The following is a 20,600-nucleotide window of genomic DNA, read 5'->3' as shown; positions in this document are numbered from 1 at the left end:
CAAGTGCTAGTCTATCAATCGAGAATACTTCTTAAAGAAATTCTGGACTAGCGCTTAGTAATACTGGCAAAAAAATAAACACTCCGGCAACCAGATCGTCACCGGATCAACCATTTCCAAAAGAGAAGCCGGTAGGTTACCAGCCGATTTTCTTTCTGGTATCAGGTACGGAATAACGCTTCATCGGAATCGTCTTCCATCCGGTCAATCCTTGCGTGGCGGAGCGAATGGTTTCTTCGTCACCTTCCACCAGTAACGAGGAAGCCTTCTCGTCAACAACAACGGCGCCAGCGCGACCGACTCTCTCGGCGGTCTCGCTTGAAGATGGCGCAGCTGCGTTTTCCTTCCGCAAAATTACCTGGTGCATCACTATATCGCTCATGGTCCTCCTAACCTGGAAGCCCGAAGCCTTCGTAGTCCCGGCCAAAGCCAAGGGGCCTCGCAGATCCGAACAGCTTGTCTCTCAGAGCGGTACTTTTGCCCGCACCTGTCAGGCCTAATATAGTCGCGTCCGCGGCCAAAAGATAGGCTGCGAAGCCAGCTAACGCGGGGCTAGCCATCGAGGTTCCGCTCATGGCACCGAACGTGCCCCCCGGGAGGGTAGAAACGACCCCGACGCCTGGACCGGTTAGATCTATCTGCGGCCCGAAATTCGAGAACGCACCCAGGAAGGTCTGGTCGGACCCATGCGGCTTGGCGATATCGCTGCTTTCCGATGAAGGCGTTGGAAAGGAACCCGTCCAGCCCGCAGCCGATACCGCCACGCAAAAAGGCAATGCAGCTGGGTAGCTCACGGGCTTTCGGCCATCATTGCCGGCTGCGGCGACGACCAGAACTCCGCTATCCAAGGCCGACCCGATCGCAGCCCGCACCGCTTCATCCTCGGTTCCGCCGCCCAGGCTAAGATTAATGACATGGCAGCCATCCTGAACAGCTCTGTCGATCGCGTTCATGATGTCATAGTTCGTGGCTCCGCCACCGCTGTGAGGAAACACCCGGTAGCTTCTCAATGTCACACCTGGCGCGACCCCGGCAAGATCGATGCCGCCGGCCGGCCGTGCTCCGACAATGCCCGCGACGTGGGTCCCATGTTCTCCGTCGACAGCTGCGGGCCCCCAATCGGAAACCTGCCCTGGGTCATCCTTCGTTTCATCGAGGACCATGTTGGCTCCGCCTGACACGTTGGGTAATAGCGGATGGTTTGGATCGATGCCGCTGTCGACAATGCCGACCACAACGCCGTCGCCAGCTGTCAACGGCAGATCGCCTCTGAACCGACGGAGCGCCAGAAGGTTCTGCGTGAGGTCGATCTGCTCCAGCTGCAGGCTGGCTCCGCCTGCAAGCGTGAAGTTCCGCTCGAAGCGACCCCAGTAGTGGGGAGGCCCATAGACATAGACCCGTTCCAGGGTTGTGCCGGGCGCAATGCGCAGGCGAACGTTGCCACTCGCGTCGGTCCTGCCCTCATCGCCAGCTCTCGTGCGGAAATTCGTGAAGGCGATGACGCGCGCATCAGCGAGGGGATTGCCTCCCAAATCTTCCACCCTCAGGACGCTCCCCTGAACGGCAGCGGCAAACACGGCCGCCGCGGCGTCTCGCTTTATCTCGTATACCACCCGCATTTTCTCGTAGGTAACGACAGGAACGATTTTGAGCGAGGGCTCCTCGAGCCTCAGTTCAAGCTCCGTCTCGGGCGTCATCTCAACGAGTTTCGGTCCATCGACACTGACGGAATCGATGACATCGACCTTGCCGATTGCAACCCGCGTCGCAGGAGCCTCGCCCCCGACGGCCGCTGCCAGTGGAATAGCCGAGCGAAGGGACGCGGCCTGAGCCAGCGTCTGTGACTTAAACCCATGTGCAGGAAGAACAATATATTGCTTCAGCATTGATCTGCCCCCCAAGACAATCGGCATCGCGCGTCCGCCACATCCTCGACGCGCTCTTTACGATCAACAATGAATAGTAATACCCTGATAGGTGGTGATATCAGAACAGTTCGCTCGCGTCCAGCGAAAGACAGTTAAGCAATGCCGTCACCTGTGAGGCGTTCAGCCGATGTCGGCCAGTTCAACGCTTCCCATCTACGGTCGTCCTGCAGCGCAGGTGCGGACGCAGATCCCCTCGCCGCAACGGGTCTGAGTCACGCCCCCGCGCGGCCGGCTAATGCTCACACCGAGGCCGCGATGGGATCCACTGGTACAATTCGACCGATAGCGCGTTCGAGGACGGCACCTGCTGCGATCAGCCGGCGATCACCGAAGCGCGTCGCCAGCAGCTGAACGCCCATCGGCTTGCCGGGCACGGTGCCTACCGGCACCGTCAGCCCCGGCAGACCGATCGTCGGCGTGCCCATGTAAGGCGCGCAAACTTGGTAGAACCATTCGATGTCAAGATCGTCGGCGACGTCGAGATCATCAACCATCGGTTTTGCCCAGCTGACGGCGGTCAGCACCAGCGGCCAGCTCTCCAGGAAAAGCTGCCATTTGCGCACCAGGCGGGAACGATGCGCGATCGCATCCAGCATGCCGTCGCGGGTATCGATCACCGGCACGCCCTCGAGTTGGACCCGCAACATCCTCTTCATCTTCCAGTCGCCATGAGCCTCCATAAGCAGCCCGAGCCCGCCGCGCATCTCGTTGCCGAGGATGAGGCGCCAATGGTCGACGAGTTCCCGGAACGACGGTGCCGGCACCTCGGCAACCTCGTATCCCGCGTCGGCCAGCATGTCGGCCGCCTGGCGGATGGCCGCGGCGACTTCCGGATCGACTGGGCTCTCATCGGTCTCGGCTACTACAGCGACCTTGCAAGGCCTGTGCGACATAGGCCCGAAGATATCTCCCGCCGGCACCTGCCAGATATCGTTCGGGTCCGGCCGGCTCATGACCTGCATCGCCAGCCGCAGATCCTCGACCGAACGGGCCAGAGCGCCCTGAACCGCCATGAGTTGCGAGACGATCTTGCGCTCAGGCATGGACAGGCTCGTCTGCGGAACCAGACCCGACGTCGGGCGAAGACCATAGACGCCGCAGCAATAGGCGGGATGGCGGACCGAGCCGCCGATGTCGTTGCCATGCGCGATCGCGCCGATGCCGGCCGCAACCGCGGATCCGGCGCCGCCGGACGAGCCGCCACAGGTGATCGCCGGATCATGCGGATTGAGGGTCGCGCCATGCAGGTCGTTGCTTGTGAAGGCGCGCATGGAATAGGCGGGCGTATTGGTGCGACCGAAGATCGGCAGCCCGCCCGCCCGCAAAGCGGCAACGGTAGAGGAATCGCTCTCCGCCCTGTGGTGCTTGTTGGCGACGACCCCGTTGGTCGTCGCGCGCCCCTGATAGTCGACATTCACTTTGACGGTCATCGGCACACCATGCAGCGGCCCGTGCGGTCCATGTTTCCGTAAGGCCTCGTCGGCGGACCTGGCTTCGGCAAGCGCGACGTCCGGCATGGTATCGACCACCGCGTTGATGGCCGGGTTGACGGCATCCATGCGCGCAATAGCACTCTCAGTCGCCTCGACCGAACTGATGCGGCCTGTCGAAATGGCGGCAGCAAGTTCTGCGGCGGTCCATTGCCAGAGTTCAGTGCTCACGTTCTGTCTCCCGTCTGTCATCATTGTCGATCGTCATTGGTCATAATCTGCGCGTCATTCTTTCCGGTCATGCCGGCACTCCGAGCCCGGCGCGGGCGGCAAAGAACGAGCGGCCCGGCACGGCGTCCAGAAGCCGCTTCGTGTAGTCGCTCCGGGGCGATTCAAAGAGCTCCTCCGTCGGCCGTTCCTCTTCGATCTGCCCCTGCCGCATGACCAGCACGCGGTCGGCGATCTCCCGAGCGACGCGCAGGTCGTGGGTGATGAAAATCATCGCAAGGCCCATCTCGACCTTCAGGTCGTTGAGCAGGTCGAGCACCTGCGCCTGGATGGATACGTCGAGGGCGGAAACCGCTTCGTCGGCGATCAGGATTTCCGGCTGCAGTGCCAGCGCCCGCGCGATGCAGATTCGCTGCCGCTGCCCGCCGGAGAATTCGTGCGGGAAGCGGTCGAAGGCTTGCGGGCCGAGCCCGACGCGCTCGAGCCATCGGTCCGCGAGGCGTTTTGCCTCTATCCGGCTCGTTCCGAACGCCATCGGTCCCCGGCAGATGCTTTCGCCCACCTTCAGGCGCGGGTCGAGCGAGGAATAGGGATCCTGAAAGACGATCTGCACCTTGCGTCGAAAATTCCGGAGATCCTTGCGGTTCATGTCCCGCACGGACGCCCCATGCCACAGGATCTCGCCAGCATCGGGCTCGACCAGCCTGAGCAGGATGCGAGCCAACGTCGATTTGCCCGAACCGCTTTCTCCGACCACCGCCAGCGTGTCTCCGGGCGCCAGCTGACAGCTGACGTCGCGCGCGGCAACCACCTCACGCGGCTTTGCAAAGAGCCCCTGCCGCGTGACGAAACGCTTCTGCAATCCGCGCACCTCGAGCACCGGCGTGGTCGATCGACCGACCTTCCGGAAGGCCCCGCGCCCCGGAACGGCGTCCAGCAGCATGCGGGTATAGGGCTGGGTGGGCTGCGTCAGCACAGTTTTCGCCTCGCCGCTTTCAACAATGCCGCCCTTCTGCAGGACGACCACCTTGTCCGCGATGTCGGCGACCACGCCGATATCGTGGGTGATGAACAGCACACCCATGTCGTGGGTCTTCTGCAGGCTCTTGATGAGGTCGAGGATCTGGCGTTGCGTCGTCACGTCGAGCGCCGTCGTCGGCTCGTCCGCGATCAGCAGCTTGGGATTGTTGCAGAGCGCCATCGCGATCATCACCCGCTGCCGCTGCCCGCCCGAAAGCTGGAAGGGATAGGCGCGGCGCAGGCGCGGCGGATCGGGCAGGCCGACCTGCTCGAACAGTTCCTCCACCTTCGCTACCACTGCTTTCGCCGGCATCGGGCCGGCGTGGATGCGAACGGCTTCGGCGACCTGTTCTCCGACGCGCTTCAGCGGGTTGAGAGCCGTCAGCGGCTCCTGGAATATCATCGAGATCCGATCGCCGCGCACGGCCCGTTTCTGTGCGGGCGTCAGCCGTGCCAGGTCCATGCCCTGGAACATCAGCGCACCGGCATCGACCTCTATCCCGGCCGGCAGGAGGCCCAGGAGCGCATGGGCAATCATCGACTTTCCGGAACCGGATTCACCGACCAGGCAGACGATCTGGTTTTCATCGACATCGAAGCTGACATTCGAGACGGCGTGCGACCGGTCGGCCCCCACCGGCAGGACAATGGACAGATTCTGTACGGACAGCAGCGTCATGAGCGGGAGATCTTCGGATTGAGGGCGTCGTTGAGCGCTTCGCCGATGAGATTGATAGCAACGGCGGTGAGCAGGATCGCCAACCCCGGGAAGACGCTCGCCCACCATGCCTGGCGGATGACCGTCCGTCCCGCGCCGATCATGTATCCCCAGGACATGTAGTTGGGATCCCCCAGGCCCATGAAGCTCAGAGCGGCTTCGATCAGGATCGCAGATGCCACCGTCATCGAGCCAGTGACGATGATCGGCGAGATTGCGTTCGGAATGACGTGGCGCAGAAGGATCGAGAGAGAGCCCTGCCCCTGGCAGCGCGCGGCCTGGACAAATTCGCGCGCGGCGATGCTCTTCACCTGGATACGGGTCAGTCGCGCCAGCGGCGGCCAGCTCACCAGGCCGATGGCAAGGATGATCGTCCAGATCGAGGGCGTCAGGATCGCGACCAGGAGAATGGCCAGGACGAAATTCGGGATCGTCTGGAAGATCTCGATGAACCGCACGATCAGCAAATCAATGGTCTCGCCGGCAAAGCCGGCAATGGCGCCCAGCGTCACGCCCACCAGGAGCGCCGCGAGAGTGGAGGCGATACCGATCATCAGCGACACACGTGCGCCATGCATGACGCCGGAGGCGATGTCGCGCCCCATCGTGTCGGTGCCGAGAAACGAACCCAGGGTTCCCGGTCCCCGCAGGGGCGCGCCGACCATGTCCCAGGGCGAGCCTGGATAAAGGATCGGGGCAAGAGCCGCCGCAACGCAGACGACGGCGAGAATGGCCAAGCCGACCGTGCCCGCAGGGTGGCGAAGGAATGTTCGAAGGCTGTCGTTCATCGTGTCATCTGACCGCAAGACGAGGATCGACCAGACGGTGGATCAGGTCGGTAAGAAGGTTCACGCAGATCACCAGGATCGACATGACGAGGAAGAGGCCGAGCAGAACCGGATAGTCGCGGCTGGTAACGGCATCAAAGGTAAGCCTGCCGAGGCCCGGCCAGGAGAAGACCGTCTCCACGACAACCGCACCGCCGATCATGGCGCCGACCTGAAGCCCGGCAAAGGTGATGACGGGCAGCGAAGCGTTGCGCAGCATATGCCCGCGCACGACCGCTCCTTCCTTCAGGCCCTTCGCACGGGCGGTCTTGATATAGTCCTCTGCCGCCACCTCGATCAGCGAAGACCGCATGAGGCGGGCGTACACGGCCATATAGATCGCCCCGAGAGTCACCGCCGGCAGGCAGAGATGTTTCAGGACATCCAGCGCGTAGGCCATAGTCCCAAGCCGCCCTGCCCTCATATCAACATAACCGAAGGCAGGCAGCCATTCGAGCTGGATCGAGAAAAGCAGAACCAGCATCAACCCGAGCCAGAAAACGGGTGTCGCATAGAGAACCAGCGCCACCAGCGATATGGCGAGGTCGGACCATTTGCCATGCCGGATGCCGGCCAGCGTGCCGAAAACCACTCCGCCCAACAAGGACAGCGTGAACGCTGAAAGCGTCAGCAGAAGCGTCGGCCCGAGCCGCTCGCCGATCAGGTCCTTGACCGGCCGGCGCAGGCGATAGGAATAACCCAGATCCAGGGTCGCGACCTTACCGAGATAGGCGCCGAGCTGCACGAGGTAGGGTTTGTCCAGCCCGTATTCGGCGCGCACCTGCTGCAGGAATTTTTCGTCTGTAGCCCCGGACTGGCCGGCGATCACGGCTGCCGGATCGCCTGGTGCGGCCCGCACCAGTACGAAATTGATCGTCGCGATGACGAAGATCGTGATGACGATCCCCGCCAGGCGAGAGAGTATGGCACGCAAAGACATGTCAGGCCCAGCGCGTCCGTCCGAAGGTCCCGTTCACGCCGATCGCGCTATCGATCAGATTTTCCAGGCGGGCATCATGGATGGTCGGGAACTGCTGTTCCGTCATCCATAGCACCGGCAGATCGTCGACGAGGATCTTCTGGACCTTGCTGTATAGCGCGGCCCGCTCCTTGTCCGATGTCAGCACGGCCGCGCGAGCGAAGAGATCGTCGACCTCGGGGTTCGAATAGCCTTCCGTATTGGTGAACATGACACCCTTGCGGATGTTGGAGCTGATGTAGCTGCGGGCCACGCCGAGCGCCGGATCGCCGTTCTGGTAGAGCATGTTCGACGTCGTTTCAAAATCCCAGTTCGAAACCTTCTCGGCGAAGCCGGCAGGATCGGTCGTGTCGAGGACAACTTCGATGCCGCCTTGCTTCAAGGCCTGCCGGAAGTATTCACCAAGCCTGGTCCACATCTCGCCGAACGGCACCACCAGGAAGCGGATCGTGGCGCGCACGCCGTTGGCGCCCGGCTTGAGACCCATTTCGTCCAGAAGCGCCGTCGCGGCCGCCACGTCGGTCTTGTAGATGGTGACGTTGGGATCGTAGAACCGCGTCGTCGAGGCGATCGGCCCCGTGGCGGGCTTGCCTAGACCGAAATTGATCCGTTCGACGATAAACTTCGGGTCGAGCAGGTGCCGCACCGCCTTGCGGAAGCGGAGATCGTCGAAGGGCTTCTTGCGCAGGTTCATCTCGTACCAGAGCACCGGGCTGAAGAATTCGTAGCCCTTGGTGGTCATCTTGAGATTGGGCATGGACGCCAGGCGCGGCACGTCGAAGGGCTCGATGTCGGCGAACTGGGAAAGCTGCGCTTCACCGCTTTCCATGGCCACGGAACGCGAGGCGCCGTCCGGGATGATCTTGTAGAAGATTTCCGTCAGGGCCGGCTGGCCCTTGAGATAGTAGTCCTCGTTGGCGACCAGATGGATGTAGCTGCCGCGTTGCCATTCCTTGAGCTTGAATGGCCCGGTGCCGATCGGGGTGTCGTTGGTCGGATTCTTGCGGTAGTCGGTGCCCTCGTAAATGTGCTTGGGAGCCATCGGCGCCGAACTGGTCTCGAAAGCAAGCAGGAATGGCCCGAACGGAGACTTCAGTTTGAACACAACGGTATAGTCGTCGGGCGCGGTGATGCTTTCGCAGCGCTCGAAGACGCCGCGAGCGCGCGGATGCACTTCCTTCAGCATGACGTTGCAGGAGAAGACCACGTCGGCGGAGGTGAACGGCTTGCCGTCGTGCCATTTGGCGTTCTTGACGAGGTGGAACGTGTAGGTCAGCCCGTCCTCGGATATCTCCCAGCTCTCGGCCAGCTGTGGCCGCGGCTTGAGGTCGAAGTCGTAGTCGAGAAGGCTCTCGTAGATCTTGCCACCGATCGTGCCGGTTGGAATCTGCTGGTTGAGGGGAAGCACCAAGACCGGCGGCTCGGGATTGATGATCGCTGTCAGCCCACCGGACGGGCCCTGGGCATAGGCGACCCCGTCGCGAAAAAGGTTCAAGGCCGGCAGAGCGACACCGGCCCCCAGCAGCATCTTGTTAAAGCCGCGTCTTTTCATGGTTCAGTTCCCCTTTTGGCGTCGCCAAAGCCTTATTGGCCATTGGAACAACGCATAACAACCACCCCATAATCCAAACAAGATGCGTGTCGTGTTCGGCGCGGCATCTGTCGGGTTTGCGGCCGTCAAAGATTCCTCCCCCGTGAAGGCGACGGATAGAATGCGTCGGACAACATAATAAGCCGGAGACAGGCTATGGATGCGGGCGCCCGCGACTTCATCGAACGTGCCACACTTCTGTTCATCGCATCACGAAGCCTGGAAGGAACGCTCGACGTATCGCCCCGCGGCGGACAGCCTTCCGTGCTGTGGCCTGACGATCAAGGTCGCCTGCTTCTTCCAGACTATATGGGCAATCGTCGCCTGGATACGATCGGCAACCTGCTCGGCAACCCCGAGGTGGCGCTCATTCTGCTCAGTCGCGGCGCCAACCGGTTTTTGAGAATCCAGGCGTGTGCCCAGGTCTCGACGCGCGAGGAGGACATATCGATATTCCCCGCCGACCAGAACCGGCCGATGAGCGCCATCGTGCTGACACCGCATACGATCGAATTCGTAGAGAGCGAAGCCTTCGCGCGGGCCGGCTTCTGGCTTGATCCGAGCGAGCGCAAGCCGCCGCTCGACATGATGGGCTACTATCATTCCGACAAGGCCTTGCACAAGGAATCAGGCCGCCCGCCGGTGCCGAAGCCGCCGGTGGAGGAAGCCCGGCTGGCAGAGGCCGGGATCCGGGAAATCTACGGCAGGCCGAGCGAGCTTGTGCAGACCAAGGTCTATGACGCGATCGGGTCGGGCGGCCTGGCCTTTATCGATGAGGCGTCCTTCATCGTGCTTGCCTCCGAGACGGCCGGAGGCGGGATCCGCCTCGATCTCGTCGGCGACGGACCGCTCGTTCCGGACCGGACCGCCAACCGGCAGTCCTTCCGCCTCAGGCTGCCGGCGGAAGCAGCCGGCGTCCGCAGCACGGGCGAATGCGCGGTGATCGCTACCGTGCCCGGGCGCCTGGAAGCCTTGCGGATGAACGGACCCTACCGGTCACCGGCGCGCGAGGCTGACGAGCTTCGCGCGATCGACATCGCGCCCGACGAGATCTTCTTCCACTGTTCGGCTGCCCTCACCCGCTCGCAAATCTGGGCTGAGCCTCGCCTCACCGCTTGGACGGGCTTGCGCCGTTTTACGATAACCGAGACTCGCCAGGAAAATCCCGAGGTGAAGTCATTCGTCCTGCAGCCTCGTGATTCCGCCGCGATCGGCCCAATCCTTCCCGGCCAATACGTGACCGTTGCCGTGCCGCAAGATACCTGCCAGCCGCCGAGGCGGCGCAATTACTCGGTATCGGGCCGGCCAGGCGAGCGGGCTATCCGCATTGCCGTGCGAAAGATCAGCGACGACGGCCTGTCGGGTCTTCTTCACACTCTGGTGGCAGGGGACGAGATCCATGTCGGCGTGCCGGCAGGACGCTTCGTGTTCGACAGCCCGCCGCAGCGGCCGGTCGTCCTCATCAGCGCCGGCGTCGGCATAACACCGCTTCTGCCGATGCTGGAAACGATCGTGGCAGAGTGTGTCGAGCGAGACGTCTGGTTCGTTCACGCGGCCCGCGACGCGGACTACCATCTGTTCGCCGACGAGGCCCGGCAGCTTGCGGACCGCTCCGGTGGGCGCGTGCGGTTGTTTTCCGCCTATTCCCGCTCAGTCGATGATGAACCGGGCGATCATCGGGGGCGGATCGATGCCGCCTTGCTCGACAGGCTCGTGCCGGCACGCGAGGCGGATTTTTATATCTGCGGGCCGGACGAGTTCATGAGTTCCCTTCGGGAAGGGTTGATGGCGCTCGGAGCCGATACCGGAAACATCCACTTCGAGGCGTTCGGGTCGTCAGGCGCAGGCCTGGCGGACAAGCTCGCCGGCCGCCCCGAGCGGAAGATCACCTTCGCACAATCGCGCAGGGAACTGACCTGGAAACCGTCCAACGGATCACTGCTCGACCTCGCGCTCAGCAACGACATCAAGGTGCAGTATTCCTGCCGGAACGGCGACTGCCAGTCCTGCATCCAGAAGCTGGTCAGCGGATCCGCGGATTATCCGATCGGCGAATTACCGGTCCTGGCCGAGGGGCAGGTGCTGCTGTGCCAAGCGGTGCCGAAAACCGACATGGTGATCGGCTGTTGAGTCTCAACGCCCCTAATGCATGCCTGTGGGGTTGATACCCACCACACGGCGAAAAATCGCAGCAAAGGCGCTCGGGCTGTCATACCCCACTTCCCACGCCACCAACTGGATCGGGTTGCCCCGCTGAATCCTGGGAATCGCCGCCGCGATTCTGCAGGTCTGCCGCCAGGCGTTGAAGCTCATTCCTGTCTCTTCCCGAAACAGGCGCTCGAGCGTGCGCGTGCTGGCGCCGGCCGCCCTGCCCCATTCTTCAAGGGTCCGCCGATCCGCGGGCTGTTCCATCAGGGCATCGCATATGAGTTTCAGGCGGCGGTCTCGCGGTGTCGGAAGAAAGGGTGCCGCAATCTCCGGCCTTGGTTCGGCCCGCGCAATCTCGTGAAGGGTAAGCCCCGTCAGATATGGATAGGCCCCTCGGTCCCCATCGCCGTTGTAGATCTCGATCAGCCGCAGCAAAAGTTCCCGCAGCAAGGGAGAGAGGTGGACGACGGACGGCTGCCCGCCCAGATTCCCAGCGAGATCCGGCCGGATATAAAGCGAGCGAAAGACGGACGGCGCCGCCAAGCCCGAAATGCTGTGGCCGAGACCGCCCGGCAACCAAGCGGCATGTCCCGGCTGCAGCGTCCATCGCCGATCTCCCACTGCGACATCCACTGCCGATGTCGTCGCGCAAATCAATTGGGCCCGGGCGTGGCTGTGCATTCTGCCCTGCATGTTGGCTGGATAATAGGCCTCGTGCGCGACAATCGGATCCGCTGAACGGTGCAGTTCGCTAAGGCTGTTCAGGTTTGCGCGCGCCGCGTCACTCGGTGAGAATACCGCCGATTGCTTCATCTCTTCCACCGCCACCATTGCGTCTGGACCACTGTCAATATCCACCGACGAGTTCGCTTCGCGTTGCGCCTGCGGCCTGGGATGCGATGCATATGCCTTTTTGAACAACGCCACAGACTTTGTATGACAGCATACCGTAGGCTGCTGCGATTTTAATCCCGTTTGAAGCTCCGCCGTCAACGCCTTTGTCGTGTCTTTGCTCATCCATATCCCTCATACGGCGCGGAAAAGCCCCATCCGCGGGATCCTGTCCGGCTGCGTTCTGGTGATGTCCATGCCCAGAAGCGTGATCGAGCCCGCCGTCGGCTGCAGGAATTTTGTCAGCAGGTTGAAGACAGCCGTCTTGCCGGCCCGTTCGGGCCGATCTGCGCATGGACGCGCGCGTGACGGACGTCGAGAACAACTTGTCTCACCGCCATGAAGGCGCGAAGCTCTTCGAGAGGACGCGGGCGGACAATACCACCCGCGGCTCTTCCTGTTTTGCTGTCGCGGTAAGATCGGTTGACTGCATAGTTGTACCTGCCTGACGTCGACCAGGGCTCCAATATCGGGGGCGAGCCCTGGAGCCCGCCCTCCCACATCCTATTTCTTCACCAACGGGCATTCCGACTTCGAGAGCGGCTGAAATGCCTTGTCCCCGGAGATAGTGGCCAGCAGCTTGTAATAATCCCAGGGCGCCTTCGACTCGGCCGGCTTCTTGACTTCGAACAGGTACATGTCGTGCATCATCCGGCCGTCTTCGCGGATCGAACCGTTCCGATAGAAGACGTCGTTGACGGGCAGTTCCCTCATCTTCGCCATGACCTGCCCGGTGTCGTCGGTGCCGGCCTCCTTGACGGCTTTGAGATAATGGAGAACGGACGAATAGACACCGGTCTGGAGCATGTTCGGCATCGCCTTGCGCTGGTCGAAAAAGCGCTTCGACCACGCGCGCGTCCTGTCGTTCAGATCCCAGTAGCTGGCTTCGACGATCGTAAGTCCCTGGGCTTCGTTGAGCCCGAGGCCATGCACGTCGTTGATGAAACCGCCAAGGGTCGCGAGTTTCTGGCCTGCCTGGGTGAGTCCGAATTGCGCCGCTTGCTTTACCGAATTGATGGTATCGGCGCCGGCATTGGCGAGCGCGACCACCTTGGCTCCCGAGCCCTGTGCGGTCAGCAGCGCAGACGCGAAGTCGGTTGTTCCAACCGGTAGGCGCGTGCTTCCCAGCGCCTGGCCACCACGTTCCTTGATCACGTCGCCCGTCTCTTTTTCCAGCCCATGACCGAAGGCATAGTCCGCAGTGACGAAATACCAGCTCTTGAACCCCTGATCGACCAATGCCTGTCCGGTCGTGTGGGCGATCGCATAGGTATCGTAGGCCCAGTGGATCACATAGGGACCGCAGGCGTCGTTGGTGATGCGCAGCGAACCCGGCGAGCTCAAGACGATCAGCTTCTGCTTTTGTTTGGCAACTTCCAGCGCCGCCAGAGCAGGAGATGACGAGGCGACGTCGAGAATGGCATCGACCTTTTCCTCGTCGAACCATTTACGGGCGATTGCGCCGCCGATATCGGCCTTGTTCTGATGGTCGGCCGATACGATCTCGATCGGCATTCCAAGAACGGTTTCGCCAAATTCCTCGACAGCCATTTTCGCGGCTGTGACGGCGCCCGGTCCCGTAATGTCGGCATAGACCCCGCTCATATCTTCGATAAGGCCGATGCGGACGACACCATCACTTATCTTCTTCTCCTGTGCGATAGCTGCAGAGGCTGCGACGAGCCCCGTCAGAAAAATCACGCTGCCTATCAATGTCCTTTTTTGCTTCATGCGCATGCTGTCCTCCCATGGTGTTGTGCCGGAAAATGGTCCTAGGGCTGTTTCCCACGCAGACCGGCCGCAAACTCCTCCGCCTGCTGCAGGGTTGCGATATCCGTGCCGGTCGAGAAGCCCCTGCTCTCAAGATGCATCACGAGCGGCAGAGTACTGAGGTTTCCGGCCGCACCCGGTGCATAGGGGCAGCCGCCAAGGCCACCGATCGCGCTGTCGAAGACGCGAATGCCGTATCCAAGCGCCACATCGACATTGTCGAGCGCATGACCGAACGTGTCATGGAAATGGCAGGCCAGCCGTCCGGGCGGCAGCCTGCCGTTGACGGACGAGAGCATGGCGTCGACGCCGGCAGGCGTGGCGCGGCCGATCGTGTCGGCCAGTGAAATCTCGATGCAGCCGAGTTCCGCAAGCGCACCCGCGACATCCGCCACGGCTCGCGGCGCAACCGGGCCTTCATAGGGGCATTCGACGGCACAGGAGACGTAGCCGCGTAGGCGTACGCCGCAGCGTCTGGCAAGCGCGGCGACGGGCGTGAAGCGCTCGATGCTCTCGGTGATCGTGCAGTTAATGTTCTTATGCGCAAATGTCTCCGAAGCACTTGTAAAGACAGCCAGTTCCTCGACGCCGATGGCCAGCGCCGACAGCGCGCCACGTTCATTCGGGACGAGCACCGAGCGGATCAATCCGTCGGCCGGCGGCGTCTCGCGCAGGATCGCCTCGTGGTCGGCCATCTGCGGCACCCACTTCGGGGAAACGAAGGCGGTGATCTCCAGTCGCGGCAGGTTGGCCGCGCACAGGAGCGAAATCAGCGCCAGCTTCTCCTCGGTCGGCACGATCCGCTTCTCGTTTTGCAGCCCGTCACGCGGGCCGACCTCGACTATGGTCACATCGGGGGTGATCCCGGCCATTACGTCCGGCTCGCTCGATTGGCGAAGGCGGCAAGGCCGCGCCGGGCGTCGTCGCTGGCGAACGTGCGCTGGCCGAGAGCGGCCTCGCGATGGAAGGCTTCGGCGAGCGGCAGGTGCTGCAGCGTCAGCGCCGCCTCCTTGATCGTCTGCACCGCGCTGGTGCTGAGCTTCGCGATGCGGCCGGCGAGCTCGAGCGCCGCCGGCTCGACCTCGTCGGCGTCGACGAGGCGATTGACCACGCCGCGGGCCTGCATGTCGGCCGCGGTGAAGCGCCCGGCCGTCAGCATGATCTCCATGGCATGCGCGTAACCGATCTGGCGCACCAGCCGCACCAGCGTGCCACCGGCCGGCACGAAGCCGTGGCTGGCCTCCGGCAGCTGGAACTGCGCGTCGTGCGCAGCGATACGGATGTCGGTCGCCAGCATGATCTCGAAGCCGCCGCCGAGGCAGAGACCGCGGATGGCGCTGATGACCGGCTTGTAGAAACCCTCGATCTTCAGATGGGCCGGATCCCAGTGGGAAATATCGAAGCGGCCTTCGGCAAGCGCCGGGATGGACTCGGTCAGGTCAGCGCCGACGCAAAAGGCGCGTTCGCCGGCGCCAGTCAACACCACCACATGCACGCCGTCGTCGCGGCCGGCCTCGGCGAAGGCGCGGCCGAGGTCATCATACATGACGAGCGTCAGCGCATTGAGCTTTTCCGGCCGGTTGATGCGGATGGTAGCGACGGTGCCGGCCTTGCTGTAATCGATCGCCATCAGATCGCTCCCGCAGTCTTGAGCCTTTCGAGCTCGTTGGCGCCGATGCCGGCGAGCTTTTCGAAGACGAGCGCATTGTGTTCGCCGGGTCCGGGCGCCTTCTCGTTCGGAGCTTCCTCGTGGCCCGAGAGCTTGATCGGCATGCCGAACATGCCGATCAGCTTGCCGGCGATCGGCACGTTGACGATCATGTTGCGGGCGGCGATATGCGGATCTTCCACCACTTCGGCGATTGTCTTGATGGCGCTGAGCGGCACCTTGTCGCCCGCCATCGCCTCCAGCTCCGCCTTGGTATAGGCGGAGAACCACCGTTCGAGCAGCGGCTTGACCCGGGTGTCGGCGACGACCGGGTCGAAGCGCTTCTCCATCGTGTCTATGGCCGGATCGGTGGCCATTTCGGGCTCGCCGAACATGGCGCAGGTGATCGCCCAGAACTTGTCGGTATAACCGCCGAAGAAGACGTAGCCGTCCTTGCACGGGAACTGGCCATAGGGCCGGACGAAGGGATGGTCGTTACCGAGCGGCGAAGCAACCTCCTTCTCGGTCGTGTAGCGCACCACGGCATTTTCGGTGAGCGTCAGGACAGAATCCTGCTGCGAGACGTCGACCACCTGGCCCCTGCCCGTGCGTTCGGCCTCGCGCAACGCAGCGATCGCGCCTATTGCGCCGTAAAGCGAGGCGGCGAGATCGCCGATGATGGTGCCGACGCGCACCGGCGGCCGGTCCGGATAGCCGTTCATCGACCAGAGCCCGCCGGCGGCCTGCCCGGTATTGTCATAGGCGGGTTTGGATGCATTCGGGCCGGTGCGGCCGTAACCGCTGATTGCGGTATAGACAAGCCTTGGATTGATGGCATTCAGCACGTCGAACCCGAGGCCCAGCCTGTCCATCGTGCCGGGGCGGAAATTCTCGACCAGGATATCGACCTTGGCGACCAGCTTGAGCAGCAGTTCCTTGCCCTCGGGCGACTTGAGGTTCAGCGTGACGCCGAGTTTGTTGCGGTTGAACTGGGTGAAAAAAGCGCTCAGTTGCTCCTGCTCCGAACTGACGAAGGGCGGAAAGGTGCGTGCGTAGTCCGGTTCGTCCGGATGCTCGACCTTGATGACGGTCGCGCCGAGATCGGCCATCAGCATCGAACAAAACGGGCCGGCGACCACGCGCGTGATGTCGAGGACGGTTACACCCGAAAGCGGGCCGGGCCGGCGGGCCGGCCAGTCGCTGAATTCGTTCAAATCAACCATCTGCTTCTCCCAGAATTTGGATTCATTGCGTTATCTCTTTGATAAAGCAGCAAATCCGGCAGATGAAAAGCTACCCGTCCCACTATATGGAACACGCCGTTACCCGTCGTCCCGCTCGCCGGGCCTAAGCGTTCTCAGCGCGCATGACCTCGAGCAATTCCTTCGCCCGGTCGACGCGCACGTCATGATTGGCTGCGAGCGACGCGGCGACCTTTTCGATCTCGTCGCCCACCGCGCCGGCGACAATCGCGATGTTGCGGGCATGCAGCGCCATGTGGCCGCGCTGGATGCCCTCGGTCGCAAGCGCCCTGAGCGCCGCCATGTTCTGCGCCAGGCCCACCGCGGTCGTGACTTCGGCCAATTCCTGCGCCGAGGTGACACCCAGGATGCGCAGGGCCGCCTGCGCGGCAGGATGCGTCTTGGTCGCGCCGCCGACGAGACCGAGCGCCATCGGCAATTCCAGCGTGCCGACCAGATGGCCGCTGTTGTCGATCTCCCACTTGGTCAGCGAGGTATAGCGGCCGCTGCGCGCCGCCCAGGCATGGGCGCCAGCTTCGACAGCGCGCCAGTCATTGCCGGTGGCGACGACCACGGGGTCGATGCCGTTCATGATGCCCTTGTTGTGTGTGGCGGCCCGGTACGGATCGACGATCGCGAAGGCGCAGGCCTCGACGATGCCGCGGGCGATGCGCTCGCCGTTATATTCTTGGGTCTTGAGCACGTCGGGCGAGAGCCGCACCATGGCACGCGCCAGGCGAAGATCGGCGAAGTTGGAGAGGATGCGCAGGCGAACGACGCCCCCCGAGATCTTTTCGATCATCGGAGCCACGGTCTCGGCCATGGTATTGACCGTATTGGCGCCCATGGCGTCACGAACATCGACGATCAGATGCGCCGCAAGCATCGGCCCGATCGGGGTGTCGTCGAACACGTGCACCTCGACATCGCGGCAACCGCCACCCAGCGAGATGAGCACCTTGTCCCTGGCATTGGCCGCAGCGACGATGGCTTCACGCTCGCGCAGGATACGGGCTCTCGCGCCATGCGGGTCGGTCACATTGAGGACCTGGATCTGGGCCCGCATGACAGGCCCGGTGCTGGACGTTACGAAGCCACCACCGGCCCTGGCAAGCCGCGCCATGTAGGAGGCCGCCGCCACGACCGAGGGCTCCTCGACCGCCATGGGCACGAGGTAGTCCTTGCCATTGACGGTGAAATTGGTGGCGATGCCGATAGGCAGCTCGAACGTGCCGATCACGTTTTCAATCATGCCGTTGGCGAGCGCAATCGGCAGTCCGCCACGTTCGAAGGCATGCCGGTCGGCATCGCCGAGCGCTGTTGCCTCCGCCACGCGGGCCAAGCGCTCCGCCGGCGCCAGGTTGCGCAGATTTTCAAGACGAGAATTGACGGAGCGTGCTCCGTCATTCTGAATTCCGGCCAATGCCGCCTCCCATGAATTCTTTCTATTGCGCAACGATCGGCAATTTTGATACTGTTGAACAGGTACAGATTATAGAAATTGTCACTAAACTGTACCCATACGGGAGGTATCGGTGGCAATGGTCGACGGCGATCTCAAGCAACCCGGCACTCTGGTCGACAGGCTGACGGCGCAGCTGACCGACGAAATCCTGCGGGGCCAGCCTCCTGTGGGAAGCCGGCTCATGTCCATCCGCAAGGCGGCGGACCGCTACGGTGTCTCCAAGAACACGGTCATCGAAGTCTATGATCGGCTTGTGGCATCCGGTTACGCGACATCGCGGCCGGGGTCCGGCTTCGAGGTCTGCGTGCCGCAGGATGCCGATCGGAGCGGCCGCCCTCGGCATGTCGCGGAGGCCGTGGATATCGCGTCGCTGCTGAGCGCCCAGCTCGAGGAAAATTTCGAGATCCGCGTGGGTGACGGCCGTCCGCCCCCGTCGTGGACCGAGGAATCGGAAATCAAACGCCATCTCGGCTTCTTCGGACGAGGCCATACGGCGGGTATGGACGCCTACGGTTCGGCGCTTGGCTTCCCGGCACTCCGGGGAGAAATATCGAAACGTCTGGCGGCCCAGCACTTGAGGGCTTCGGAAGATGAAATCCTGCTGACCTTCGGCGCTAACCACGCACTTGATCTCATCGTTCGGGCCTTCCTGTCTCCTGGCGACGTCGTGCTTGTCGACGAGCCCGGCTATTATCCGCTGTTCGCCAAGCTCAAGCTCGCGCAGGTTCGCATGCTCGGCGTCCGGCGCACGCCGGAAGGCCCCGATGTCAACGATTTTGTGGCGAAGGCGACAGCCGAACGCCCGCGGCTGTTCTTCACCCAATCGATCGGGCACAATCCGACCGGCAGCTCGACGAGCCTGCCCGTCGCACATGCTCTGTTGAATGCCGCTGCGGTGCACAACGTAACGATCGTCGAGGACGATCCGTTTGCCGATCTGGCACCAAGCGTGCCGAGCCGCCTGGTCACGCTCGACCAGCTCAACCGCGTGATGTCCGTCGGGACATTTTCCAAGACGCTGTCGGCGAGCCTTCGCGCCGGCTACATCGTCGGCAACCGTCAGCAGATCGGCGCGCTTGCCGAATTGAAGATGCTGACCACCGTCAACAGTTCCGGCCATGTCGAGCGGCTGATCCATCGGCTGCTGGTCGAGGGACACTATGACAGGCACCTAAAACGATTGGCGAGCCGGATCGACGGGGCGGCAATCCAGCTTCTTCAGAAGCTCAAGCTTCTGGGATGTGAGGTCTTTGCCGGCAATGGCGGTGGATATTATCTGTACCTTCTGCTGCCCGAGCAGATCGACGACATAGAGTTCGCCAGACGTGGCGCCAGGGAAAGTATCTTCATTGCACCGGGAAGCGTTTTCTGCCTGAACAAGAACAATGCCATAGCATCAGGAATAAGGCTTAACGTTGCACGCGCGGTTGATGAACGATTTTATAGTTTTTTGGCAAAGAACTTAAGCTAGTGATATTCGGTCGTTATTCACTTGCGGTATCGTCGCTGATTTCCATATCTGCGAAGCTACCAGTTGGTGCGTGTCCTGTTCGTGTATCTGGCGCCCCGCGCACAGGCCCCTCTTCTAAGTGTCGAGTTGCTAACCGGGCGCGCTTGGTACGCTTTTTACTTGCCCCGGCGAGTCGTTCGCGGAGATACACCAAAGCGATGACGGAAGGCGGTGGAGAAATTGGCGGGGCTTGAATAACCGGCGAATAGACTTGCCTCGGGGATGGTCATCTCACCTGCTTGCAGCGCTGTGAACGCCTGCTCCAGCCGGAGCTTACGGACATAGCCGAATACGCTCATTCCTTCGGCCAGACGGAAGAGACGCTGCAGCCCGCTTGGATTGATGCCGGCTTCCCGTCCGATCATTTCGACGCTCAAGGCGGCCATCAGGTTGGCCTCGATAAAATCTCTGGCGCGCTTGAGGCGGATCAGATCCTGCTGCGTCAGCGCATCGCCGACCTTGTTGTCGATATCGGTGCGCAGCAGGGCTGAGAGCGCTTCTCCGACGAGTTCGATGGTGCGCGCCTCCAGATAGAGATTGCGTAGCGCCGGCGTCAGCTCCGGTGCATTGGTGAGTTGGCCGACGAGCTCTATGGCCCGCGGGGTGAGGCGCCAGCGCTGGCTGGCAAGATGTCCGCTGAAGAGGTGATGGGCGGAACCCGTGCCTGCATGCCCCTGCAGTCCTTCCAGATCCAACCATTCCGGAGAGGCGGAGACGACGAGATGACGCAGCCGCTGAGCGCCGTGCGACTGGCGTTCGAAGCTGTCCGGGCGAGCGCTCATGATGGCGGTGCCTTCCACCGTGCCGTTACGGCATCCGTCAAATGCAAAATGCCGGTCACCGATCTTCAGCCCTACTTCGCCGTCGAGAAAGAAGATGCAGGAGAGACCCTCCTGCACATGGGAGGAAGCGGTGAAGGCGCGCGCCTCCATGGCGTCGCTCAGATGCAGGAACAGCCCACGCCGGAGTTCCTGATGGAAGAAGTCGCCCTCCATCAGCGTGTCTTCCATGGTGAGCCTGTCGTCGGGGCTCTCCAGCGTCACGCCTTTGCGCTCCAGGAAATCGCGTACGCGAAAGCGCCTGCGCGGTGAAGCCATGGGCTGCGCCCTGTCTTGGCTTGCGTTCATCCGTACTTCCGCATCCCGTCGGTTTTGAAATCCACGCGCGATTTCATCGGCTGGCAAAGATCTGACATCGTTCCGCAAA

General features: G+C 62.4%; 16 protein-coding genes and 1 pseudogene. 2 read left to right on the top strand and 15 right to left on the bottom strand.

Features of this window, described 5'->3' with window-relative positions:
• Positions 1-136 precede the first annotated feature (136 nt).
• From PMI07_RS12330 to PMI07_RS12300, 7 genes are all read right to left on the bottom strand, one after another.
• Positions 137-382, bottom strand: coding sequence for a hypothetical protein (locus PMI07_RS12330; RefSeq protein WP_007758422.1), 246 nt, complete (start codon positions 380-382; stop codon positions 137-139).
• Positions 383-389: 7 nt separating this feature from the next.
• Positions 390-1,886 (bottom strand): S8 family serine peptidase, encoded by a 1,497-nt coding sequence (locus PMI07_RS12325; protein WP_197032490.1) that lies wholly within the window; start codon positions 1,884-1,886, stop codon positions 390-392.
• Between the two features lie 281 nt (positions 1,887-2,167).
• A complete protein-coding gene (locus PMI07_RS12320; protein ID WP_007758424.1) occupies positions 2,168-3,589 on the bottom strand; it encodes an amidase in 1,422 nt (473 codons plus the stop codon).
• Positions 3,590-3,656: 67 nt separating this feature from the next.
• Positions 3,657-5,285, bottom strand: a complete 1,629-nt coding sequence (locus PMI07_RS12315; protein WP_007758425.1) for an ABC transporter ATP-binding protein — start codon at positions 5,283-5,285, stop codon at positions 3,657-3,659.
• Positions 5,282-6,112, bottom strand: coding sequence for an ABC transporter permease (locus tag PMI07_RS12310; RefSeq protein ID WP_007758426.1), 831 nt, complete (start codon positions 6,110-6,112; stop codon positions 5,282-5,284). The genes PMI07_RS12315 and PMI07_RS12310 overlap by 4 nt, the downstream gene beginning before the upstream one ends.
• A 4-nt stretch (positions 6,113-6,116) precedes the next feature.
• On the bottom strand, positions 6,117-7,091 hold the full coding sequence (locus PMI07_RS12305) for an ABC transporter permease (RefSeq protein WP_007758427.1): 975 nt from the start codon (positions 7,089-7,091) through the stop codon (positions 6,117-6,119).
• Position 7,092: 1 nt separating this feature from the next.
• A complete protein-coding gene (locus PMI07_RS12300) occupies positions 7,093-8,682 on the bottom strand; it encodes an ABC transporter substrate-binding protein (RefSeq protein WP_007758428.1) in 1,590 nt (529 codons plus the stop codon).
• A gap of 195 nt (positions 8,683-8,877) precedes the next feature.
• Between PMI07_RS12300 and PMI07_RS33555 the strand changes: the two genes are divergently transcribed.
• Positions 8,878-10,851, top strand: a complete 1,974-nt coding sequence (locus tag PMI07_RS33555; RefSeq protein WP_024163766.1) for a pyridoxamine 5'-phosphate oxidase family protein — start codon at positions 8,878-8,880, stop codon at positions 10,849-10,851.
• Positions 10,852-10,863: 12 nt separating this feature from the next.
• Here the strand turns inward: PMI07_RS33555 and PMI07_RS12290 are convergent, their stop codons facing one another.
• The 7 genes and pseudogenes from PMI07_RS12290 to PMI07_RS12265 all read right to left on the bottom strand — a co-directional run bounded on the left by PMI07_RS12290 (position 10,864) and on the right by PMI07_RS12265 (position 17,842).
• Positions 10,864-11,886 (bottom strand): helix-turn-helix transcriptional regulator, encoded by a 1,023-nt coding sequence (locus PMI07_RS12290; protein ID WP_007754164.1) that lies wholly within the window; start codon positions 11,884-11,886, stop codon positions 10,864-10,866.
• A gap of 15 nt (positions 11,887-11,901) precedes the next feature.
• Positions 11,902-12,193, bottom strand: a pseudogene (locus PMI07_RS35605) (ATP-binding cassette domain-containing protein); the annotation flags it as partial.
• Between the two features lie 71 nt (positions 12,194-12,264).
• Positions 12,265-13,497, bottom strand: a complete 1,233-nt coding sequence (locus tag PMI07_RS12285) for an ABC transporter substrate-binding protein (protein WP_007754163.1) — start codon at positions 13,495-13,497, stop codon at positions 12,265-12,267.
• Between the two features lie 35 nt (positions 13,498-13,532).
• On the bottom strand, positions 13,533-14,402 hold the full coding sequence (locus PMI07_RS12280; protein ID WP_007754162.1) for a hydroxymethylglutaryl-CoA lyase: 870 nt from the start codon (positions 14,400-14,402) through the stop codon (positions 13,533-13,535).
• Positions 14,402-15,160, bottom strand: a complete 759-nt coding sequence (locus tag PMI07_RS12275) for an enoyl-CoA hydratase/isomerase family protein (protein WP_007754161.1) — start codon at positions 15,158-15,160, stop codon at positions 14,402-14,404. The genes PMI07_RS12280 and PMI07_RS12275 overlap by 1 nt, the downstream gene beginning before the upstream one ends.
• The gene (locus PMI07_RS12270; protein ID WP_007754160.1) at positions 15,160-16,401 is read right to left on the bottom strand and encodes a CoA transferase; all 1,242 of its coding nucleotides are present in this window, start codon (positions 16,399-16,401) and stop codon (positions 15,160-15,162) included. Before PMI07_RS12270 ends, PMI07_RS12275 begins: the two co-directional genes overlap by 1 nt.
• 124 nt (positions 16,402-16,525) lie before the next feature.
• The gene (locus PMI07_RS12265) at positions 16,526-17,842 is read right to left on the bottom strand and encodes a hydroxymethylglutaryl-CoA reductase, degradative (protein WP_007754158.1); all 1,317 of its coding nucleotides are present in this window, start codon (positions 17,840-17,842) and stop codon (positions 16,526-16,528) included.
• 118 nt (positions 17,843-17,960) lie between these two features.
• Between PMI07_RS12265 and PMI07_RS12260 the strand changes: the two genes are divergently transcribed.
• On the top strand, positions 17,961-19,355 hold the full coding sequence (locus PMI07_RS12260) for a PLP-dependent aminotransferase family protein (protein ID WP_007754155.1): 1,395 nt from the start codon (positions 17,961-17,963) through the stop codon (positions 19,353-19,355).
• A gap of 155 nt (positions 19,356-19,510) precedes the next feature.
• Here PMI07_RS12260 and PMI07_RS12255 read toward each other — a convergent pair whose 3' ends face one another.
• Positions 19,511-20,521, bottom strand: a complete 1,011-nt coding sequence (locus PMI07_RS12255; protein ID WP_037086228.1) for an AraC family transcriptional regulator — start codon at positions 20,519-20,521, stop codon at positions 19,511-19,513.
• Between the last annotated feature and the right edge of the window lie 79 nt (positions 20,522-20,600).

This window comes from Rhizobium sp. CF080 (assembly GCF_000282095.2).
Classification (GTDB): domain Bacteria; phylum Pseudomonadota; class Alphaproteobacteria; order Rhizobiales; family Rhizobiaceae; genus Neorhizobium.
This window is presented reverse-complemented; position numbering and strand designations above follow the sequence as displayed.

Excerpts from the sequence above, each read along its gene's own strand:
- PMI07_RS12330 (WP_007758422.1), bottom strand. The coding sequence starts at position 382 with ATGAGCGATATAGTGATGCACCAGGTAATTTTGCGGAAGGAAAACGCA.
- PMI07_RS12325 (WP_197032490.1), bottom strand. The coding sequence starts at position 1,886 with ATGCTGAAGCAATATATTGTTCTTCCTGCACATGGGTTTAAGTCACAG.
- PMI07_RS12315 (WP_007758425.1), bottom strand. The coding sequence starts at position 5,285 with ATGACGCTGCTGTCCGTACAGAATCTGTCCATTGTCCTGCCGGTGGGG.
- PMI07_RS12310 (WP_007758426.1), bottom strand. The coding sequence starts at position 6,112 with ATGAACGACAGCCTTCGAACATTCCTTCGCCACCCTGCGGGCACGGTC.
- PMI07_RS12305 (WP_007758427.1), bottom strand. The coding sequence starts at position 7,091 with ATGTCTTTGCGTGCCATACTCTCTCGCCTGGCGGGGATCGTCATCACG.
- PMI07_RS12300 (WP_007758428.1), bottom strand. The coding sequence starts at position 8,682 with ATGAAAAGACGCGGCTTTAACAAGATGCTGCTGGGGGCCGGTGTCGCT.
- PMI07_RS33555 (WP_024163766.1), top strand. The coding sequence starts at position 8,878 with ATGGATGCGGGCGCCCGCGACTTCATCGAACGTGCCACACTTCTGTTC.
- PMI07_RS12290 (WP_007754164.1), bottom strand. The coding sequence starts at position 11,886 with ATGAGCAAAGACACGACAAAGGCGTTGACGGCGGAGCTTCAAACGGGA.
- PMI07_RS12285 (WP_007754163.1), bottom strand. The coding sequence starts at position 13,497 with ATGCGCATGAAGCAAAAAAGGACATTGATAGGCAGCGTGATTTTTCTG.
- PMI07_RS12280 (WP_007754162.1), bottom strand. The coding sequence starts at position 14,402 with ATGGCCGGGATCACCCCCGATGTGACCATAGTCGAGGTCGGCCCGCGT.
- PMI07_RS12275 (WP_007754161.1), bottom strand. The coding sequence starts at position 15,160 with ATGGCGATCGATTACAGCAAGGCCGGCACCGTCGCTACCATCCGCATC.
- PMI07_RS12270 (WP_007754160.1), bottom strand. The coding sequence starts at position 16,401 with ATGGTTGATTTGAACGAATTCAGCGACTGGCCGGCCCGCCGGCCCGGC.
- PMI07_RS12260 (WP_007754155.1), top strand. The coding sequence starts at position 17,961 with ATGGTCGACGGCGATCTCAAGCAACCCGGCACTCTGGTCGACAGGCTG.
- PMI07_RS12255 (WP_037086228.1), bottom strand. The coding sequence starts at position 20,521 with ATGAACGCAAGCCAAGACAGGGCGCAGCCCATGGCTTCACCGCGCAGG.